The organism is Dyella sp. 2HG41-7 (assembly GCF_021390675.1).
Classification (GTDB): Bacteria; Pseudomonadota; Gammaproteobacteria; order Xanthomonadales; family Rhodanobacteraceae; genus Dyella_B.
On the sequence record NZ_JAJEJV010000004.1, the window covers coordinates 1,812,821 to 1,831,613 of the forward strand.

Genomic DNA, 18,793 nt, shown 5'->3' on the forward strand with positions numbered 1-18,793 from the left:
GCTGACATTGCTTGAATATCCCTCGCCATGCCTTTGACGTCACTGACATTCGATAACGCATTCGTCCGCGATTTACCGGGCGACCTCGACCATGGCCGCGGTGCGCGGCAAGTTCAGGGCGCGCTGTATTCGCGCATCGATCCCAGTCCGGTTGCCGCGCCGCGCACTGTTGCATGGTCACGTGAGATGGCGGATGAGCTCGGACTCAGCGAGGACGACATCGCAAGTCCGTTTTTCGCGCAGGTGTTCGGCGGCAATGGCGTGCTGGAAGGCATGCAGCCGTGGGCGTCCAACTACGGTGGGCATCAATTCGGCGTATGGGCCGGTCAGCTTGGCGACGGACGGGCGATTTCGCTGGGTGAAGCCCTTACACAGCGCGGAAAGCGACTGGAATTGCAGCTAAAGGGCGCTGGCGCCACACCGTATTCGCGCGGTGCGGACGGCCGCGCGGTGTTGCGCTCGTCGATCCGTGAATTCCTTTGCAGCGAAGCGATGCACCATTTGGGCGTACCGACCACGCGTGCGCTGAGTCTGGTGGTTACCGGCGAAACGGTCGAGCGCGACATGTTCTACGACGGCCATCCGCAGGACGAAGCCGGAGCCATCGTGTGCCGCGTGGCGCCATCGTTCATTCGCTTCGGGCATTTCGAATTGCCCGCATCGCGCAACGACACCACGCTGTTGCGCCAGTTGGTCGATTTCACCATTCGTCGCGATTTTCCCGAGTTAAGCGGCAGCGACGAAAACCGCTACGGCGACTGGTTTTCGCAAGTCTGCGCGCGCACCGCCATCATGATCGCGCATTGGATGCGAGTGGGTTTCGTGCACGGCGTGATGAACACGGACAACATGTCGATACTCGGTCTCACGATCGATTACGGCCCATACGGCTGGGTCGACAACTTCGATCCCGATTGGACGCCCAACACGACCGACGCCATGCGTCGCCGCTACCGTTTTGGACAGCAGCCGAATGTGGCGTGGTGGAATCTCAGCCGGCTCGCGGCGGCGCTGGCGCCGTTGTTTGGAGACGTTGCGCCGTTGCAAGCAGGCTTGGATCGCTACGTAGCCGAATACATGTCGCAGACCCGCCGCGATGCGGCGGCCAAACTCGGTCTCTACGAGTGTCGCGACGACGACGTCGCGCGCATGGAATCGTTGCAGCGCCTGATGCATGAAGCCGACGTGGACATGACGCTGTTTTTCCGCGCGCTGAGCCAGATCGATATTCAAGCGCCGTCGTTGGGGCCGTTGCGTCACGCGTTTTACGACGATGCCAAGCGGCAAGCTGCAGAAGTCGATTTCCAGCATTGGCTCGACGATTACGCAGCCCGCGTGCGCGAGGATGCATGGACGTCGGAGCAGCGACAGCAGTGCATGCATACGGCCAATCCTTGCTACGTGCTGCGCAACTATCTCGCGCAAGAAGCCATCGACCGCGCGACGCAGGGCGATTACGAAGGCATCCATACCTTGCTCGATGTGATGCGACGTCCCTACGACGAACAACCCGGACGGGAGCACTTCGCGCAAAAGCGGCCCGAGTGGGCGAAGACGCGCGCAGGGTGCTCGATGCTTTCCTGTAGTTCATAAAACGAATCGGGGCGCGATGTCGCGCCCCGATCGTGTGATGGAAGAAACCACTTAGCCCCCGCTGTCATTTCCATTGTTGCCTGTTGCGGTGGCTGTTTAGGAGCCGGCCGCGCATTTTGCGGGGGACGATTTCCGCCGTTCTGTGGCGGCCGATTGTCGCCTGGAGGCGGTTGAGGCCGATTGCCCCCACCGGGTGGTTGCGGTCGATTTCCACCACCTGGCGGTTGGGGCCGATTGCCGCCGCCCGGCGGTTGCGGTCGATTTCCGTTCCCGGGTGGTTGCGGACGGTTACCGCCCGGAGGCTGTGGACGTTGTCCGCCAGGCGGACGATAGCCCGGTGGTCGATGGCCTCCTGGCGGTATCGGCCGAATGGGCGGCCTAGGTCCCGGGAAGGGTCGCACCGGAACAGGACGCCCATACCAGCGCGCACGATCGCGATAAAACGGCCGGTTGACGTAGTAACGCCCCCAATACGCACCGATGGTGAAGGTGACGATAGGAATGCCAATACGCGCGCCGTAGTCGGTGACGATCACCGGCTGACTGTTGTACAGATATTCGATATACGGCCCGGCGACCCAGCCGCGATTGCCCGCGGCGATCACGTCGCACCACTCCCAGCCTTCGGTGCAACCTTGCACATCGACCGGCATGCCCGGTCCCAAAGTGAGGACAACGGGATATTGCGGATCGGGTCCTGCGAGCATATTCACGGTGGCGACGGTATAGCCGTCCGCCGCGAAAGCGGCCGCAGGAGTCAACATCATAAGAGCGGTCGCAAGCGACCACAGCACGCGTTTCATCGATCGATCCTCCGGCATGGGTGGATGTACGACGTCAAGGGTGCTCTGACCAATTCTACGTAGGCGGCATGATGTCCAGAGGGCGCGCAGGGTGTGTTGCGTGGCGCAGGGCAGACTGGCTGTCTGTTCAAGCCATGCGGCGCAGCCTGCGCGCCCTCTGGACATCACCCTTCGGGCCGGCTTGTCCGTTTGCATGCCTTCGGCCCATCGTCTCGACAGACGGCCAGTCTGCCTTCGCCGATGGTCATGTGGCCTGCAAACGGACAAGCCGGTGATGCCTACGTAGAATTGGTCAGAGCACCCTTAATGCCAGGTCATCATGACCGTTTTTACGGCCAAATGCATCGCGGCTCGGCGGCTCAACGCACGTCGAGCAGCTCGATATCGAACACCAGGGCGCTATTGGGCGGAATTTCAGGACCGGCGCCTTTGTGGCCGTAGCCAAGGGTGGAGGGAATGATCACGGTGCGCTTGCCGCCGACGCGCATGCCGCGTACGCCGCTATCCATGCCCGAAATCACCTCGTCCGCGCCCACGGTGAAGCTGAGCGGGCGACCGCTGTCGTAGGAACTGTCGAACTTCGCGCCGTGGTGATCCGGCGCCTTGGCGTCGTACAACCAGCCGGTGTACTGGATCCGCACTTCGGCATCGTCCCGCGCCACGCTGCCGGTACCCACCACCACGTCCTTGATCACCAAGCCGACGACATCGTCAGCGAGAGCGGCCAGCGGGCTGAGTGCGCACAGCGCGAACAGGGCGGTAGCGAAAAGGGCGAGCGGACGCAGCATGAAACGAACTCCGAATAGGGGTGGCGGGACGTTAACGCATCGCCGCCAGCGGTCAAGCCGTATCGTGACGGTTTGCATATCCACCCCGATGTGGTATCACTAAACCCCTATGATCCTCGCCTCCCGCCGCTATTACTTTTGGTTTTATGGCTATCCGAAGCCGGCGGCGGAGCATGGTGCGCGATCGTAACTAGCAAGATCACCCACTTACCTCAAAAAGCCGCCAGCCACCCTGGCGGCTTTTTTTATGGGCTGCAGGGTACCCAACAAGGAGTTCTTAGTATGACCAGCCGTACCGACGACCTGCGCATCCGCGAAATCAAGGAGGTTCCCACCCCCGCCGAGATCATGCTGGATTGCCTGCCCACCGAAGATGCCCTCGCGACCGTGGCCGCTTCGCGCGGCGCCTTGCACCGGATTCTTCACGGCGAAGTCGACCGCCTCGCCGTGGTGATTGGTCCGTGCTCCATTCACGATCCCGATGCCGCCATGGAATACGCGCGACGGCTGGTCGCCGAGCGCGAACGTCATGCCGACACACTGGAGATCGTGATGCGCGTGTATTTCGAAAAACCGCGTACCACGGTGGGCTGGAAGGGATTGATCAACGACCCCGATTTGGACGAGAGCTATCACATCGACAAAGGTTTGCATCTCGCGCGTCGGCTTTTGTGCGATATCAATGCGCTCGGTCTGCCGGCAGGTTGCGAATTCCTCGATCTGATTACGCCGCAATACATCGCGGATCTGGTTGCATGGGGCGCTATCGGCGCGCGCACGACGGAAAGCCAGTCGCATCGCGAACTTGCTTCCGGTTTGTCGTGCCCCGTGGGTTTCAAGAACGGTACCGACGGTAATATCAAGATCGCTGTAGACGCGGTGCTCGCTGCGGCGCGGCCGCACCATTTCATGGCGGTCACCAAGCGCGGACGCAACGCGATTGCCGCGACGGCCGGCAACGAGGATTGCCACGTCATTCTGCGCGGCGGCAAGTTGCCCAACTACGATGCCGCGAGCGTGACGGCCGCATGCAGTGCGCTGGCCAAAGCGGGCGTGGCCGAGCGCCTGATGATCGACGCCAGCCACGCCAACAGCGGCAAGCAGCCGGAGAATCAGCCACGCGTGGTGGCCGATATCGCCGCGCAAATCGAAGCCGGCGAAACGCGTATTCAAGGCGTAATGGTGGAAAGCCATCTGGTCGCGGGCAGGCAGGATCTGGTGCCGGGTTGCGAACTCACCTACGGGCAAAGCATTACCGATGGCTGCATTGGCTGGGACACGACGGTCGACGTGCTGGAAAGGTTGGCAAAGGCCGTGCGCGTGCGTCGCGTGCGTCTGGCCGAACAAGCCGCTGCATAGCGTCTTCGCGCCGGAGCAGGCATGCTTACGTGGTTGATCGCTAACGGAACGACATCATGGCTTTGGATATTCGTCACAACACGTCGTCGCATCGTTTCGAAACCACGGTGGACGGTTTTGTTTGCGAGCTCGATTACAGCTTGCAAGGCAAGGTGATGAGCATCACGCACACCGGCGTGCCCGAGGAGGTCGGCGGTCGCGGCATCGCCGGCGAACTGGTGCGCACGGCGATGGAAACCGCGCGCAGCCATGGTTGGAAAGTGGTGCCGGCGTGCAGCTATGCGCAGGCGTGGATGGAGCGCCATCCAGAATTTGCCGATCTGCGCGCGTGAGTCCTTCCATGGATTCGCACGATGAGCAGCACGTAAATCCGGCGACGACCGGCCCGAAGCGCAGGCCTTGGGCGCCGATTCGTTATGTTCGCGCGCGACCGTTTCTGGCTGTGTCCGGCGTACTCTTTTTGGTCGCCTGCATTGCATTGTCGACATCGGGCGTCAAACCGGCCTCTGCGTTGCTGCTGAGTTTCGATCTCGGCGCGTTGCTGTATCTGTCGCTGCTCGCGCGCATGTTCACGCGTACAAACGCCGATCACATGGCGCGACTGGCGTGCACGCAAGACACCGGTCGACGCACCACGTTGTGGGTGGCGGTGGGGCTTTCTACCGTGGTGTTGGTGGCCTTATCCACGGAACTGCATGCCGCCAAGGGCGGCGGCGCCCAGGCGATGGGCATGGCGGCGCTCAGTATCGTGTTGTCGTGGCTGTTTATGAACACGATGTACGCGCTGCACTACGCGCACGGTTACTACGGCGACTTCGGCCAGCAGCATGCGGGCTTGGAATTTCCTGGTACCAAAAAGCCGGACTATTGGGATTTCGTGTATTTCGCCTTCGTCATCGGCATGTGCTTTCAGGTGTCCGATGTGCAGATCACCAGCCGCACCTTGCGCCGCACCGCGCTGCTGCACAGCGTGGTGGCGTTTTTCTTTAATGTTTTCATTATTGCGATCAGCGTGAATATTGCTGCCGGATTGGCTTAGCGCGCCTAAACGTCAATCGCGGAAGTTGTCGAATTGCAACGGAAGTTCGACGTCCGCTTTGCGCAATACCGCCATGGCGAGTTGCAGATCGTCGCGCTTCTTGCCGGTCACGCGCAGCTTGTCGCCATTGATCTGCGCTTCGACTTTCAGCTTGGCTTCCTTCAGTGTCGCCACCAATTTTTTGGCGACGGGCTGTTCGATGCCTTGCTTGACGGTGATCTTTTGCCGCGCGCCGGCCAGATTCACGTCGGGATCGGCAACGTCCAGTGCGCGAAGATCGATCTTTCGCGCTGCAAGCCGCCCGCGCAGGATGTCCAGCATCTGCTGCAGCTGAAAATCGCTGGGCGCGCTCTGCGTGATCACGAACTTGTCCAGTTCGTACTTGGCGTCGGTGCCTTTGAAGTCGAAGCGATTGGTCAGCTCGCGATTGGCCTGGTCGACCGCATTGGTCAATTCGTGCTTGTCGACTTCGGAAATAACGTCGAAGGAGGGCATGGGACGGTCCTGAGCAAGGTAGATGCCCAGTATAAGGATGTTCTGATCAATGCTACGCAGGCGTCACCGGCTTGTCCGTTTGCAGGCCACAGGACCATCGGCGCACGCGGGGAGCGGCCATGGATGGCCGCTGCTTTGAGGAGCGAGGAAGGCAGACTGGCTGTCTGTCGAGACGATGGGCCGAAGGCATGTAAACGGACAAGCCGGCCCGAAGGGTGATGTCCAGATGGCGCGCAGGCTGCGCCGCGTGGCTTGGCAAGACGGCCAGTCTTCCCGGCGCCACGCAACACAGCCTGCGCGCCATCTGGACATCATGCCGCCTACGTAGCATTGATCAGAGCATCCTTAGGGCATGCCTGTTGGATAATGCGTGGATGTGCAACGTGGTGCTCGCATGGCGGTGATGGCGTGAAAGTGGATGTCTTGGTCATCGGCGCGGGCGCCGCAGGGTTGATGTGCGCCATCACGGCGGGGCAGCGCGGGCGGCAGGTGCTGGTGCTCGATCACGCCAACAAGCCGGGCAAAAAGATTTTAATGTCCGGTGGTGGGCGGTGTAATTTCACCAATCTGGGCGTCACGCCCGCGCAGTTCCTTTCGGCCAATCCCCATTTCTGCAAATCGGCGCTTGCGCGCTATACGCCGTGGGACTTTATCGCGCTGGTTGAGAAGCATCGCATCGCCTATCACGAGAAAGAATTGGGGCAGCTGTTTTGCGATGAATCCTCCAAGCTGATCGTACGCATGCTGTTGGACGAATGTGCACAAGCAAACGTACGCGTCGAGACCAGTTGCGCCGTCAAGCGCGTGCGAAAAACCGAAGAAGGTTTTACGGTGCTCACTGCGCACGGCGAAGTGCACGCCGATTCGCTGGTGATTGCTTCCGGCGGTTTGTCGATTCCCACGATGGGTGCGACGGGATTCGGTTACGAATTAGCGAAACAGTTCGGACACAACGTGTTGCCGACGCGCGCCGGTTTGGTGCCGTTGACGTTGAGCGGCAAGCATATGGATCACTACCAGGATCTCGCGGGCGTCGCGTTGCCGATGGCGGCAACACGCGTAGGCAAGCGCAGTTTTCGCGCAGGATTGCTGTTCACGCACCGCGGCGTCAGCGGCCCATCGGTCTTGCAGATTTCGTCGTACTGGCAGCCCGGTGACGATCTGCGTATCGATCTATCGCCGGAGCAAGACATCGGCGAATGGCTCATAGAGCAGCGCATGGCGCGACCCGCGGCAGAACTGCGCAATGTGTTGGGCGATCTCTTGCCACGTCGATTGGCGCAGCGTTTGTGCGAGCTTTGGTTGCACAGCAAACCGATGCGCCAATACCGCGAGGCGGAGCTGAGCGATATCGGTGCGCAATTGCACGATTGGCCAATCGTCGCCAGCGGCACGGAGGGCTACCGCACGGCGGAAGTCACCTTGGGCGGCGTGGATACGGATGGGCTTTCGTCCAGCACCATGCAATCCAAACATGTGCCCGGCCTCTATTTCATCGGCGAAGTCGTCGACGTAACGGGTTGGTTAGGCGGCTACAACTTTCAATGGGCCTGGGCGTCGGGCCGCGCGGCCGGCGAGGTCGCCTAGGGTCTGCTCGCACTATTTGCGTAGCCCGTGTTGTCGATGAGTGGCCGTCAGGTGGTAGTGCGTGGCGCCGGCTTGACTGGCTGTCAAGCCAAGCCGCGCGCTGCCGCATGGCGGCCACTCAACGGCAACCCGAAGGGCCGGGTCTGTTTGCACGCCATCCTACGTCATCGCTCAGTCGTGTACGGACGTACACTCCCTCGCTCTTCCTTGGCTGGCGCGCAAACAGCTCCCGGCGCGGGCCACGCAAATAGTGCGAGCAGGCCCTAGCGTTTCGCCTGGGCTGAACATGCCGCATGGTTAACTGGGCGTCTGTTGCAGGAGATGCATTATGAAAGTCGGCTTTATTGGTCTCGGCGCGATGGGCGCTGCCATGGCGAGCAATCTCGTCGCTGCGGGTTATCACGTGACGGTGTGGAACCGCTCCGAAGCGGCCACGGAAAAGCTGGCGTCGCTGGGCGCCAAAGTGGCGAGCACGCCTGACCGTGCGGCGCAAGGCGATGTGTTGCACAGCATGCTGGCGAATGATCAGGCGGTGCGTGAGGTTTTTCTCGACGGCGGTCTGCTCGACGCGATGGACCCTGATACGGTGCATGTCAATCACGCAACGATTTCGGTCGCGTTGGCGCGCCAACTGGCGGAAGAACATGCCAAGCGTGGTTTGGCGTACGTGGCGGCGCCGGTATTTGGCCGTCCAGACGTTGCTGCAGCCGGAAAGCTCAATATGCTGCTCGCAGGTCCGCATGCCGCAATCGAAAAGGTAAAGCCGCTACTCGAAAAAATGGCGGGCAAACTGTGGCCCTTGGGCGATAACCCCGAGCGGGCCAATGTGGTGAAGCTGGCCGGCAACTTCTTGATCGTGTCGGCGATCGAGAGTTTGTCCGAAGCAACGGTGCTGACGCGCGCTTATGGCGTGAACGCTGCGGATTTCATCGAGTTGATGACCAGTACGCTGTTTGCGTCGCCGGTCTATCAGATTTACGGCAGAGCCATCGCGGAACAGCGTTTTACCCCGCCGGGTTTTGCGTTGCCGCTGGGATTGAAGGATGTGATGCTCGCTCAGGATGCTGCATTCTCTGAGCGTGTGCCGATGCCGTTGGCAGGCGTGCTGCGCGATAGTTTGCTGGAAGCGTTGGCCGACGGTGCCGAAGGTATGGATCTCTCAGCGCTCGCGCGCGCATCCGAACGCCGCGCGAATTTGAGCGGACGCGAAGAAACCAGTCGCTCAATAAAACGTTGACGTGGTGCGAGCGCTTCGCGCGCTCAGCCGCCGTTCCAGTGCAGGCTTCCATCGATCACGGTGTTCGTGCGCCCACCGATCCAGATGACGCCGTCGACGATATGCGCAATCAACAACGCGTCGTGCCCCATCTCGCGCCCTTGGCTTACGGAATAGCCGCGTGCGAGTGGGCCGTTGGGTTCGGCGTGTGCGATATAAGCGGCGATCAAGCCGTTCGCCGCGCCGGAAGCGGGGTCTTCCACAATACCCACGCCGGACGGAAATGCGCGCACGACCAACTGATAATCCGGATGTTGGCTGCGGGCAAACGCGCACAGCCCCATGCTGCCGCTGGCGACCGCAAGCGCGCCGATGGCGCTGTGATCGGGCTGCCATGCGCGCAGGCTGGCTTCGTCCGCGCATTCGGCCAACCACCAGCGACGGCCACCATCCACCAGAGCGGGCGGCAGTTTGCCCAGACCGATGCTGTCCAGCGTGGCGGCGAGCATGGGATGGGCATGCAAGCCTGTCTTGACGACGCGCGCTTCGGGCGACTGCAACATCAAAACACGCTGAGGTCCGCTGCCTTCCACGCGAATGGGCAGCACGCCCGCGCCACATTCTTGCCACAACACGCCGTCTTTGGGTTCCGCTAGTCCGCATTCGAGCACGGCGTGTGCGCTGCCGACGCTGGGATGTCCCGCAAACGCGATTTCCTTCTGCGGGGTAAAGATGCGGACGCGATAGCTGGCTTTGGGATCGGTGGGCGGCAACAAAAAGGTGGTTTCCACCAGATCGGTCCAGCGCGCGTAGCGCTGCATTTGCGCATCGGTCCAGCCGCTTGCGTCGGTCACCACGCCCAGGTGATTGCCGCCACAGGGGCTGGCGGCGAAAACGTCCAGGTGCATGTAGCGGATCGGGTTCATACGACTTGGGAGCGGCGCGAACGAGAAACTGTGCATTCTAGCGGTCGACAACCTGGCTCGCGAACGTCAAGATGCGCCCATTCCAGACATTGTCAGATTCGTCATATGCCAACTACGCTGCTGATCATCCTTGCCGCCACCTGCATCGTCTCGTTTATGGCGTTCAATAATCGGCGCCTTATCGACGACCTTATTCTGTGGCCGCCGGCCATCGAGCGTAAGCGCGAATACTACCGGCTGGTGACGTACGGGTTGATTCATGCCGACCCGATGCATTTGCTCTTCAACATGATCACGCTGTTTTTCTTCGGGCGGATCATGGAGCCGATTTACAACTCCATCTTGGGCGCGTTCGGTTTCGGTTTGTTTTATCTGGGCGGGCTGATCGTCTCGATTCTGCCGACGTATCTTAAGAATCGGCACAACACGAATTACCGCAGTCTCGGCGCATCGGGCGCGGTGTCCGCGGTGTTATTCGCCTTTATTTTGTACTCGCCATGGACGCGCATTTACGTGTTTTTTATCAAGGTGCCGGCGATTATTTACGCCGTGCTTTACGTCGGTTATTCGATCTACATGGATCGAAGCGGCCAAGATAACGTCAACCACAGCGCGCACCTTTGGGGCGCGGCCTATGGCGTGGTGTTTACGGTGCTGGCGCAGCCGGAGGTGGTGCCCCATTTCCTGGGCGCCATGTCGCAGCCAGGTATGTAGGGAGCGGGCCGACCGGCACTTGCCGAACACATTTAGTTCGCGATGATGTCATCACCGCCCACCGCTGGAGTAGGTACGCATGGCAACGACCCGCAAGTCTGCCGCGAAGAAATCCGCGGCTCGCAAGGCATCCAAACGCGCAAGCTCGACTAAAAAGAAGCCGGCAGGCAAATCGAAGCCGGTAGCAAAAAAAGCCGCTAAAAAGGCGGTTTCCACCAAGAAAGCGGTGAAGAAGGCCGCACCCAAGGCCGCGCCGAAAGCGGCCGCAAAGAAGGCGAAGGCCGCAGGCGCCGCCAAGAAAGCGGTAAAGAAGACGGTTGCACGCAAACCTGCGGCGAAACCCGCAGCAAAGAAGAGCTCGGCGGTTGGCAAGACATCCGCGGCGAAGACCAGCAAGGTCAAAAAGCCGGCTGCCCCGGCGGCAGCCAAGCCGTCTCCGTCCGCCAAGGCGAAGCCGTCGGTCGCCAAACCCAGCAAGCCCAAGGCGCCGAAGAAGGTTTCCCAACCGGTGGTGCCCACAATTCCTCCCTCTGAGGCGCCCCATATCAGCGCCGAGGAAGCGGTGGCACATATTCAAGCGTTGCTGCAGGAAAAACAGGAACGCAATAAACGCGGACCCACCTGGCCTGGCGCCGGGTCAAGCCCGAGCGGCAATAACAACGGCAATTCGCATGGTGGCGCGGCAACCGCAAACGCCCCGGCACATCACCTGACTCACGCGCGCGGCGATCAAACCAAGAACGGCAAAGGTTGATCGCGCGTTCGTAACGGTTTACTAAATTCACAAGGCCAGCTTGCGCTTAAACGCAGCTGGCCTTGTCTTTTTCCGCTCAGGGCGCATTTATCGGAACAGGATTAACGTAAACCCGTAGATCGCATGGAGTCCCCGCCATGAATATCTCCGTTAAACGTGTGCTCGCTGGCGTCGCGCTGGTCGGTACGATCGGCTTGTTATCCGGCTGCTATATCGCGCCGGATTACGGCTACGTGCGCGCCAATGGCTACGCAGGCGATGCCTATTACGGAACCGCGCCCGCCGTCGTATACGGTGGTTACTATCCTTACGGTTATCCCTATGGTTACTGGGGCGGCGGCTATTACGGCTGTTGCTATGGTGGCTACTACGGTCGCGGTCGCTATTGGGGGCACGGTGGCGGACACGACTGGCATGGTGGCGGCTACCATGGCGGTGGCTATAGCCATTCGGCAGGCCGTGGAAGCTATTCCGGTGGTCACTACAACGGACATTGATACATCCGTCAGAATGCGGGGATGTACCGTCCTCGCATTCACCTATTTTTCCGTCGGCTAATTTTCTGCATTGTGCTCGTCACCGTGCTCAATGCCTGCGCGCACCTCGGTTACTACGCACACGTTACGCATGGCGAGGGCGCGCTGCTATGGCAGCGACGTTCCGTGCATAAAGTCATCGCCGACCCTTCGACAGATCCAAAACTCGCTTCGCGGCTGCAGCTTTCTCAGCAGGCGCGGCAGTTTGCGTCGGATCGGCTCGATTTGCCGCGCAATCGCAGTTATACCTACTTCGTCCAGCTGCAGCGCCCTTACGTGGTGTGGAATGTTTTCACCACGAAGCGTTTTTCCGTGGATGCGGTGTTGCAATGTTTTCCATTCGCCGGTTGCGTGGCCTATCGCGGTTGGTTTGACGAGAAAAAGGCGAAGAAAAACGCGGAGCAACTGCGCGCGCAAGGCAACGATGTCTACGTCGGCGGCGTTTCCGCGTATTCCACGCTAGGTTGGTTCTCCGATCCCATTCTCAGCAGCATGATGCGTTGGGACGACGATGAATTGGCGGGCACTATTTTTCACGAACTTGCTCACCAGAAGATTTATGTGAAAGACGACTCGGCGTTCAATGAGAGCTATGCCACGTTTGTGGAAGAAGAAGGCCTTCGCCAGTGGCATCGCTCGCGTAACGAACCGGTTGGCGACGATCGCGACCAAGTGATGTCCGACGAATTTACGCGTCTGGTGCTCGATCTTCGTGAACGTTTGAAAAAGCTTTACGCCAGCGGCGCGGACGAGCAGTCCATGGCGGCCGGCAAGCAGCGCGAGATCGAAGGCTTCCGCGCACGCTATGCCGCGTGGCGCGATAAAAACTGGCCCAACGATCACCGTTACGACAAATGGGTGGCGCAACCGATCAACAACGCGACGTTGTTGCCGTTCGGCCTATACGATCAATGGGTGCCCGCCTTTGCGGCGATCTTCAAGCACGCCAACGGCCAATGGCCGGAATTCTTCGAGCGTGTGCGTGTGCTGGCGAAGAAACCGAAAGTCGAACGGGAACGCCAGCTGCACGATTTATTGACGAATGCAGCGGGCTAGTCGCAGCGCTACGGCCGTACTTTGTGCTTGGCCATATATTGCAGATAAGCCAACACCGCATCGAGATCTGTATCCGATAGTGACGCCTGCGTGGGAAATCCCGTCATTTTGCCTTGCGGCCAACGCCGCAGCGATTGTGGATTGCGAATGAAGGCGCGCAGCATGGCCGTACTCAGGTATTCCGTGGGGCTATACGGAATATTGAGGTCCGGCCCCATGCGCGCATCACCTTGGCCGTTGAGCGTGTGGCAGGCAAAGCACGTGCGCTGAAATACGGCGTAGCCGTGACGAACTGGGCTATTCGCCGGCACCGATGCGTCGGGTACCGTGGCGGGGAAGCGCGTAGCCGTGTCATGCGTGCGTTCGATGCGCGCGAGCTGATACGGCCATTGCTCACCGCCAATGTGTGCGGCGGCAGGATTGAGCCACACCACATAGAAAGGCCCTGCATCGCCCTTACCATGCGGAAGCGGCGGCCATGGCTGCTTTGGATCTTCCACGGCGAGCCAGGCTTGTGCGCCTGCTTGATTGAGTAAGGCGGCGGCATCGATATCGACAGAGAAGCCGTCGTTCGCGACGAACTTCAAGCGATCGCCGGGCGCCAAACCCGGCAGTAGGGCGCGCAACGGCACGGCGCGGTAGTCCATCGTTCGGCCGAACGCGACGTCGTCAGGGATGTTCACGGATTTGATGTCTGCACGCGCCAGCAGCTGCGTCGTTGTCCAGACGCGTACGCCACGACCCGTATCGATGCGAAGGTCGGCTGCATGCAGCGGCAGGATGAAGCACAGGGCAAAAAGAGCGAGACAGCGACGCATCACATCCATTCAATCCACTCCTGTCCTTGTGCTGACAAGTACTTAGCAATCGATGCAAATGAAACCATGCGGTGTTGAGGTTGTTAGCTATCGGAAAGCTGAACCGATTCGATCGTCGCCTTGAACTTCATCCGCACCAACCACACTAATCCTTCGTATCGCCGTGAGGCGACGACCGGATGCCGCAACACATCGTGGCATCTAGGGGTCGGTTCCTAGTTTACCCTCCCCCCGGAACGCGACCTAACAAGCCCCGGCAGTTATTCCCCTGGCTGCCGGGGTTTTATCTTTTCAGCGCACAGCGCTCACTTTTCAGAACGGCGACTTCGGCGGGATAATGTCGCACGTTGCGCTAGGGATGCTCTGATCCATTCTACGTAGGCGGCATGATGCCCAGAGGGCGCGCAGGGTGTGTTGCGTGGCGCAGGGCAGACTGGCCGTCTGTTCAAGCCATGCGGCGCAGCCTGCGCGCCCTCTGGACATCACCCTTCGGGCCGGCTTGTCCGTTTGTATGCCTTCGGCCCATCGTCTCGACAGACAGCCAGTCTGCCTTCGCCGATGGTCCTGTGGCCTGCAAACGGACAAGCCGGTGACGCCTGCGTAGAATGGATCAGAGCATCCCCAGTGCGCGATGTTCCTTATCCCTTCGACATGGACACTCCATGATCGTCAGCTCATTGCTCGATACCGATCTCTACAAATTTTCCATGATGCAAGTCGTACTGCATCAGTACCCAGCCGCGCACGTGGAATATCGCTTCAAGTGCCGAAACTCCGGCGTCGATCTGGTTCCGTATATCGATGAAATTCGCGACGAATTGCACGCGCTTTGCAGCTTGCGGTTCACCGAGCAGGAACTGGATTACCTGCGCAGCTGGCGCTTTATCAAAAGCGATTTCATCGACTTTCTCGGCCTGTTTCAGCTCAACGCCAAGTACGTGGAGATCGCGCCGTCGACGTTGAACAACGGCGAGATCGAGATACGCATTTGCGGTCCGTGGTTGCACACCATTTTGTTCGAAGTGCCGTTGTTGGCGATCGTCAACGAAGTGTATTTCCGCAACACGCATCCTGGTTTGGATCTGGCCGAAGGCCGTCGCCGACTCAAGGATAAGATCGCGTTGTTGCGCGATACGCCCGGTTACACGGAATGTCGAATTGCCGATTACGGCACGCGTCGCCGCTTTTCCCGCGAGTGGCACCGCGAAGTGGCCGCAACGCTTCACGACGGATTGGGTGCTCAGCTCGCCGGCACCAGCAATGTCTGGCTGGCGTGGCAACTGGGACTGCGTCCGCTCGGTACCTTGGCGCACGAATATCTGCAGGCGCATCAAGCCTTAGGTCCGCGCCTGCGCGATTCGCAGGTGGCAGCGTTGGAAGCCTGGGCGAAGGAGTATCGCGGCGACCTCGGCATCGCGCTTTCCGACGTCTACGGCTTGACCGCATTCCTGCGCGATTTCGATATGTATTTCTGCAAACTGTTCGACGGCACGCGGCACGATTCGGGCGATCCCTTCGCCTGGGGCGAGCGCGTGCTGGCGCATTACCAGGCCAATCGCGTTGATCCGCGCAGCAAGGTTCTGGTTTTCAGCGACAGCCTGGACATTCCCAAGGTGATGAAGCTATTTCATCACTTTCATGGTCGCTGCCAGTTGGCGTTCGGTGTCGGCACCAATCTCACCAACGATGTGGGTCCCGCGCCGCTCAATATCGTTATCAAGATGATTCGCTGCAATGGGCAGCCCGTTGCGAAACTCAGCGATTCGCCCGGGAAAAACATGTGCGAGGACGGGGCGTATATCGCTTATCTGCGACAGGTGTTCGATATTCCCGTGTTGGTCGAAGAGGAGTCCGTCGCTTAATGGCGGGTTGAAGCGAGACATTTTTCTAGGCATTAAAAAAGCCCGCATCAACGATGCGGGCTTTTTCGTACACAGGATTTGCTTAGAACGCGGGCAACACGGCCCCGTGGTACTTCTGTTCGATAAACGCTTTGATCTCGGGACTGGTCAGCGCCTTGGCGAGTTTCTGCACGCGCGGATCATTCTGATTGTCCTCACGGCCCACCAGGTAATTCACATATGGTGAGTCTTTGCTCTCAAGCAGCAGCGCATCCTTGGTCGGATTGAGGCCGGCGGCCAGCGCGTAGTTGGTGTTGATCAACGCCAAATCCACCTCGTCCAGCGTGCGCGGCAACATGGCGGCTTCCAACGGCTTGAAGACGAGGTTCTTCGGATTGACGGTTACGTCTTTCGGGGTCGCCAACTCGTTATTCGGGTCTTTCAACGTGATCACGCCGTTTCGCGCAAGCAACAGCAGGGCGCGCCCGCCGTTGGCCGGATCGTTCGGCAGGGTGACGGTGGCTCCGTTCGGAAGTTGGTCCATCGATTTGTACTTGTGCGAGTACGCACCGAACGGCTCGATGTGCACGCCGGTAATCGTCACCAGATGCGTGTTGTGTTCGCGATTGAACGTATCCAGATAAGGCTTGGTCTGGAAATAGTTCAAATCGATAGTTTTCTCCACCACCTGCGTATTGGGTTGCACGTAGTCGGCGAAAACCTTGATCTGAAGATCCACGCCTTCCTTCGCCAGAATAGGCTTCACTTCCTTGAGAATTTCCGCATGCGGAACGGCAGTGGCGGCCACGGTAAGCGTCTGGCCGTCCGAGTTGCCGGGGCTCGATGACGAGCAGCCGGCCACGAGCAGGGTGGCGGCCAGAAAAACCATCAGCTTGTTCATGGGGGAGGGCAATCCTGATGCGGTGCACCAGAATAGCCGTCCATACGGCCGGATGCAAAGAAGCCGGACTTATCCGATGGTTCGTTCGAGCCAATCAGCGGCGGCTGTAGTGCGCCACGATGCGGTCGCCCAGCATCTGCAGCAGTTGCACCAGCACGATCAGCAGCAGCACCGTGACGACCATGTAGTCGGATTTGTAACTGAGATAGCCGTAACGATAAGCCAGATCGCCCAGTCCGCCCGCGCCAATGGCGCCGCCCATCGCTGTGTAGCCAACCAGGGCGATGGCGGTCACCGTGATACCGGCCCATAGGCTGGCGCGCGCTTCGGGCAGCAGCACATGGCGGACGATCTGCCATGTGCTGGCGCCCATCGCCTGCGACGCTTCGATAACACCTTGCTCCACCTCTCGCAGCGCCGTTTCCACCAGCCGCGCGAAGAAGGGGGCCGCGCCGATAACGAGCGGCGGAATGGCGCCGCGAATACCGAGCTTGGTTCCTACAAGCACGTACGTGAGCGGCATCAATACGATCATCAGGATGATGAAAGGAATCGAGCGCAATACGTTGACCACCAGCGACAGCACGCCATAAAGCTTGGGCGTGGCATGCAGCTGACCCTTACCCGTAAGGAACAGCAGCACGCCCAGCGGCAAACCGATGATCACCGTAAGCAACAGCGAGCCGCCCAGCATCAGCAGCGTGTCGATGCACGCACGCCCCATTTCGCCCCAATCGTCGATATTGGGGAACAAGGTCTGCAGCAGCGGTTGGTGCGTGGCCATCATCGTGCAAGCTCCTCGACTTCGATGCCGGCGTCGCGCAAGGCATGCAGCGCGGCATCCACATTAGCGCCCTGCATGGCGAGCGTCAGCTGGCCGTAGGGAAGGTCTTTGATGCGGTCGATGCGACCGGCAAGAATATTGAAATCCACGCCCGTTTCGCGCGTAACGCGACCGAGCGTCGGCGACCACGTGGCTTCGCCGCGAAACGACAAACGCAAAATGCGCCCGGGAACGTTTTGATACGGCACGCGTTCGCCGGCCGCTTCCTCCGGCAGCGCTTCTTCGACGAAGCGACGCGTGGTGGCATGTTCGGGATGCAGAAACACATCGGCCACGGTGCCGTGTTCCACGATACGCCCCGAATCGAGCACGGCCACGCGATCGCACACGCGCCGCACGACGTCCATCTCGTGCGTGATCAGCACGATGGTCAGTTTCAACTCGCGATTGATTTCGGCGAGCAACTCCAGCACGGATGCGGTGGTTTGCGGATCGAGCGCGCTGGTGGCCTCATCGCACAACAAGATGGAAGGTCGGTTCGCCAACGCGCGCGCAATGCCCACGCGTTGTTTCTGGCCGCCGGAAAGCTGCGAGGGGTATTTGTCTGCGTGCGCGATCAACCCGACGCGTTGCAGCAGCTCATCGACGCGCGCGCGAATCGCCTTGTCGTCGTTATGGCCGGCCAGTCGCATCGGAAATGCGATGTTCTCCGCGACCGTTTGCGAAGACAGCAGATTGAAGTGCTGAAAGATCATGCCGATGCGTTGCCGCGCCGCGCGCAATTCGGCTTCGGGCAGGGCAGTCATATCCGTATCGCCGATCAGAATCCGGCCGCCACTGGGGCGCTCCAGCAGATTGATCAGGCGTATTAGCGTAGATTTGCCGGCGCCGGAGTGGCCGATAATGCCAAACACCTCGCCATCCGCAATCTCCAGGCCGAATGGCTCCAGGGCCGGAATATCCTTGCCGCCGACGCGGTAGGACTTGTGGACATCGATAAAGCGGATCACGACGAACCCTGGCTGATGGTCGAAACCGGCATTCTAAGTCACAACGTCGATGGCCGTCTGAAGTAGACTGCCATATCGATATAACGGAGCGACGACATGACCACGGCCTACGACTTTAGCGCACGCGATATTGACGGCACCGAGCGTTCGCTCGGGGAATGGCGCGGCAAGCAAATGTTGATCGTCAATGTGGCTTCCAAATGCGGCTTCACGCCGCAATACAAAGGTTTGGAAGAACTGTGGCGCACGCACCGCGACCAAGGTTTGATCGTGCTTGGCTTCCCGTGTGATCAATTCGGTCATCAGGAGCCGGGTGACGAGGCGGAGATCAAGCAGTTCTGTTCCACCTCTTACGACGTAACGTTTCCGATGTTCGCCAAAATCGAGGTGAATGGCGACGGCACGCATCCGCTTTACCAATGGATGAAAAAGCAGGCCAAAGGTCTGCTGGGAAGCGAGTCGATCAAATGGAATTTCACCAAGTTCCTGATCGATGCGCAAGGCAATGTCGTGAAGCGTTATGCGCCGAACGACACGCCGGAGAAAATCGGGAAGGATTTGGGCAAGCGATAA

The 18,793-nt window shown here is 59.9% G+C and carries 20 protein-coding genes; 11 read left to right on the forward strand and 9 right to left on the reverse strand.

All coding sequences use genetic code 11. The features are described 5' to 3' along the window. Positions 1-27: 27 nt before the first annotated feature. Entirely contained in the window at positions 28-1,593 is a 1,566-nt protein-coding gene (locus tag L0U79_RS09470; RefSeq protein ID WP_233841918.1) for a protein adenylyltransferase SelO, read from the forward strand. Between the two features lie 64 nt (positions 1,594-1,657). On the opposite strand, the gene L0U79_RS09475 is transcribed toward L0U79_RS09470, so the two are convergent. Both L0U79_RS09475 and L0U79_RS09480 read right to left on the reverse strand, forming a co-directional pair. Next, positions 1,658-2,011, reverse strand: a complete 354-nt coding sequence (locus tag L0U79_RS09475; RefSeq protein ID WP_233841920.1) for a hypothetical protein — start codon at positions 2,009-2,011, stop codon at positions 1,658-1,660. 744 nt (positions 2,012-2,755) lie between these two features. Further along, positions 2,756-3,184, reverse strand: a complete 429-nt coding sequence (locus tag L0U79_RS09480) for an FKBP-type peptidyl-prolyl cis-trans isomerase (RefSeq protein ID WP_233841922.1) — start codon at positions 3,182-3,184, stop codon at positions 2,756-2,758. A 282-nt stretch (positions 3,185-3,466) separates the two neighbouring features. Here L0U79_RS09480 and L0U79_RS09485 point away from each other — a divergent pair, with 282 nt between their 5' ends. From L0U79_RS09485 to L0U79_RS09495, 3 genes are read left to right on the forward strand one after another with little or no spacing between them, the layout of a single operon-like run. Continuing rightward, positions 3,467-4,543 carry a 3-deoxy-7-phosphoheptulonate synthase gene (locus L0U79_RS09485; RefSeq protein WP_233841924.1) on the forward strand — a complete coding sequence of 359 codons (1,077 nt, stop codon included), beginning with the start codon at positions 3,467-3,469 and terminating at the stop codon, positions 4,541-4,543. A 56-nt stretch (positions 4,544-4,599) separates the two neighbouring features. Beyond that, complete coding sequence (locus L0U79_RS09490) at positions 4,600-4,875, forward strand: GNAT family N-acetyltransferase (RefSeq protein ID WP_233841926.1); 276 nt, start codon at positions 4,600-4,602, stop codon at positions 4,873-4,875. 8 nt (positions 4,876-4,883) lie between these two features. Further along, positions 4,884-5,582 carry a DUF1345 domain-containing protein gene (locus L0U79_RS09495; RefSeq protein WP_233841928.1) on the forward strand — a complete coding sequence of 233 codons (699 nt, stop codon included), beginning with the start codon at positions 4,884-4,886 and terminating at the stop codon, positions 5,580-5,582. A 12-nt stretch (positions 5,583-5,594) separates the two neighbouring features. Here L0U79_RS09495 and L0U79_RS09500 read toward each other — a convergent pair whose 3' ends face one another. Continuing rightward, positions 5,595-6,077: a YajQ family cyclic di-GMP-binding protein gene (locus L0U79_RS09500; protein WP_233841930.1), complete on the reverse strand. Its 483-nt coding sequence runs from the start codon at positions 6,075-6,077 to the stop codon at positions 5,595-5,597. A gap of 408 nt (positions 6,078-6,485) precedes the next feature. Between L0U79_RS09500 and L0U79_RS09505 the strand changes: the two genes are divergently transcribed. Both L0U79_RS09505 and L0U79_RS09510 read left to right on the forward strand, forming a co-directional pair. After that, complete coding sequence (locus L0U79_RS09505) at positions 6,486-7,664, forward strand: NAD(P)/FAD-dependent oxidoreductase (protein ID WP_233841932.1); 1,179 nt, start codon at positions 6,486-6,488, stop codon at positions 7,662-7,664. Positions 7,665-7,992: 328 nt separating this feature from the next. Then, complete coding sequence (locus L0U79_RS09510) at positions 7,993-8,901, forward strand: NAD(P)-dependent oxidoreductase (protein WP_233841934.1); 909 nt, start codon at positions 7,993-7,995, stop codon at positions 8,899-8,901. Positions 8,902-8,924: 23 nt separating this feature from the next. Here L0U79_RS09510 and L0U79_RS09515 read toward each other — a convergent pair whose 3' ends face one another. Continuing rightward, entirely contained in the window at positions 8,925-9,806 is an 882-nt protein-coding gene (locus tag L0U79_RS09515) for a PhzF family phenazine biosynthesis protein (RefSeq protein WP_233841936.1), read from the reverse strand. 105 nt (positions 9,807-9,911) lie between these two features. Between L0U79_RS09515 and L0U79_RS09520 the strand changes: the two genes are divergently transcribed. Next, the gene (locus tag L0U79_RS09520) at positions 9,912-10,520 is read left to right on the forward strand and encodes a rhomboid family intramembrane serine protease (protein WP_233841938.1); all 609 of its coding nucleotides are present in this window, start codon (positions 9,912-9,914) and stop codon (positions 10,518-10,520) included. Between the two features lie 51 nt (positions 10,521-10,571). On the opposite strand, the gene L0U79_RS09525 is transcribed toward L0U79_RS09520, so the two are convergent. After that, positions 10,572-11,039 carry a hypothetical protein gene (locus L0U79_RS09525; protein ID WP_233841940.1) on the reverse strand — a complete coding sequence of 156 codons (468 nt, stop codon included), beginning with the start codon at positions 11,037-11,039 and terminating at the stop codon, positions 10,572-10,574. 372 nt (positions 11,040-11,411) lie between these two features. On the opposite strand from L0U79_RS09525, the gene L0U79_RS09530 reads away from it, so the two are divergent. Together L0U79_RS09530 and L0U79_RS09535 are read left to right on the forward strand one after the other, a co-directional pair. After that, positions 11,412-11,771, forward strand: a complete 360-nt coding sequence (locus L0U79_RS09530; RefSeq protein WP_233841942.1) for a hypothetical protein — start codon at positions 11,412-11,414, stop codon at positions 11,769-11,771. 21 nt (positions 11,772-11,792) lie between these two features. Beyond that, positions 11,793-12,866 (forward strand): aminopeptidase, encoded by a 1,074-nt coding sequence (locus L0U79_RS09535; RefSeq protein ID WP_233841944.1) that lies wholly within the window; start codon positions 11,793-11,795, stop codon positions 12,864-12,866. A gap of 8 nt (positions 12,867-12,874) precedes the next feature. On the opposite strand, the gene L0U79_RS09540 is transcribed toward L0U79_RS09535, so the two are convergent. Then, positions 12,875-13,693: a cytochrome c gene (locus tag L0U79_RS09540; protein WP_233841945.1), complete on the reverse strand. Its 819-nt coding sequence runs from the start codon at positions 13,691-13,693 to the stop codon at positions 12,875-12,877. A 653-nt stretch (positions 13,694-14,346) separates the two neighbouring features. Here L0U79_RS09540 and pncB point away from each other — a divergent pair. Then, positions 14,347-15,546: a nicotinate phosphoribosyltransferase gene (gene pncB, locus L0U79_RS09545; protein ID WP_233841947.1), complete on the forward strand. Its 1,200-nt coding sequence runs from the start codon at positions 14,347-14,349 to the stop codon at positions 15,544-15,546. 82 nt (positions 15,547-15,628) lie between these two features. On the opposite strand, the gene L0U79_RS09550 is transcribed toward pncB, so the two are convergent. The 3 genes from L0U79_RS09550 to L0U79_RS09560 all read right to left on the reverse strand — a co-directional run bounded on the left by L0U79_RS09550 (position 15,629) and on the right by L0U79_RS09560 (position 18,220). Then, positions 15,629-16,426 carry a MetQ/NlpA family ABC transporter substrate-binding protein gene (locus L0U79_RS09550; protein ID WP_233841949.1) on the reverse strand — a complete coding sequence of 266 codons (798 nt, stop codon included), beginning with the start codon at positions 16,424-16,426 and terminating at the stop codon, positions 15,629-15,631. A gap of 94 nt (positions 16,427-16,520) precedes the next feature. Continuing rightward, the gene (locus tag L0U79_RS09555) at positions 16,521-17,210 is read right to left on the reverse strand and encodes a methionine ABC transporter permease (protein ID WP_233843880.1); all 690 of its coding nucleotides are present in this window, start codon (positions 17,208-17,210) and stop codon (positions 16,521-16,523) included. Further along, the gene (locus tag L0U79_RS09560; RefSeq protein ID WP_233841951.1) at positions 17,210-18,220 is read right to left on the reverse strand and encodes a methionine ABC transporter ATP-binding protein; all 1,011 of its coding nucleotides are present in this window, start codon (positions 18,218-18,220) and stop codon (positions 17,210-17,212) included. Before L0U79_RS09560 ends, L0U79_RS09555 begins: the two co-directional genes overlap by 1 nt. A 96-nt stretch (positions 18,221-18,316) precedes the next feature. On the opposite strand from L0U79_RS09560, the gene L0U79_RS09565 reads away from it, so the two are divergent. Next, positions 18,317-18,793 carry a glutathione peroxidase gene (locus L0U79_RS09565; RefSeq protein WP_233841953.1) on the forward strand — a complete coding sequence of 159 codons (477 nt, stop codon included), beginning with the start codon at positions 18,317-18,319 and terminating at the stop codon, positions 18,791-18,793.

Excerpts from the sequence above, each read along its gene's own strand:
- L0U79_RS09470 (WP_233841918.1), top strand. The coding sequence starts at position 28 with ATGCCTTTGACGTCACTGACATTCGATAACGCATTCGTCCGCGATTTA.
- L0U79_RS09475 (WP_233841920.1), bottom strand. The coding sequence starts at position 2,011 with ATGGGCGTCCTGTTCCGGTGCGACCCTTCCCGGGACCTAGGCCGCCCA.
- L0U79_RS09480 (WP_233841922.1), bottom strand. The coding sequence starts at position 3,184 with ATGCTGCGTCCGCTCGCCCTTTTCGCTACCGCCCTGTTCGCGCTGTGC.
- L0U79_RS09485 (WP_233841924.1), top strand. The coding sequence starts at position 3,467 with ATGACCAGCCGTACCGACGACCTGCGCATCCGCGAAATCAAGGAGGTT.
- L0U79_RS09490 (WP_233841926.1), top strand. The coding sequence starts at position 4,600 with ATGGCTTTGGATATTCGTCACAACACGTCGTCGCATCGTTTCGAAACC.
- L0U79_RS09495 (WP_233841928.1), top strand. The coding sequence starts at position 4,884 with ATGGATTCGCACGATGAGCAGCACGTAAATCCGGCGACGACCGGCCCG.
- L0U79_RS09500 (WP_233841930.1), bottom strand. The coding sequence starts at position 6,077 with ATGCCCTCCTTCGACGTTATTTCCGAAGTCGACAAGCACGAATTGACC.
- L0U79_RS09510 (WP_233841934.1), top strand. The coding sequence starts at position 7,993 with ATGAAAGTCGGCTTTATTGGTCTCGGCGCGATGGGCGCTGCCATGGCG.
- L0U79_RS09515 (WP_233841936.1), bottom strand. The coding sequence starts at position 9,806 with ATGAACCCGATCCGCTACATGCACCTGGACGTTTTCGCCGCCAGCCCC.
- L0U79_RS09520 (WP_233841938.1), top strand. The coding sequence starts at position 9,912 with ATGCCAACTACGCTGCTGATCATCCTTGCCGCCACCTGCATCGTCTCG.
- L0U79_RS09530 (WP_233841942.1), top strand. The coding sequence starts at position 11,412 with ATGAATATCTCCGTTAAACGTGTGCTCGCTGGCGTCGCGCTGGTCGGT.
- L0U79_RS09535 (WP_233841944.1), top strand. The coding sequence starts at position 11,793 with ATGTACCGTCCTCGCATTCACCTATTTTTCCGTCGGCTAATTTTCTGC.
- L0U79_RS09540 (WP_233841945.1), bottom strand. The coding sequence starts at position 13,693 with ATGGATGTGATGCGTCGCTGTCTCGCTCTTTTTGCCCTGTGCTTCATC.
- pncB (WP_233841947.1), top strand. The coding sequence starts at position 14,347 with ATGATCGTCAGCTCATTGCTCGATACCGATCTCTACAAATTTTCCATG.
- L0U79_RS09550 (WP_233841949.1), bottom strand. The coding sequence starts at position 16,426 with ATGAACAAGCTGATGGTTTTTCTGGCCGCCACCCTGCTCGTGGCCGGC.
- L0U79_RS09555 (WP_233843880.1), bottom strand. The coding sequence starts at position 17,210 with ATGGCCACGCACCAACCGCTGCTGCAGACCTTGTTCCCCAATATCGAC.
- L0U79_RS09565 (WP_233841953.1), top strand. The coding sequence starts at position 18,317 with ATGACCACGGCCTACGACTTTAGCGCACGCGATATTGACGGCACCGAG.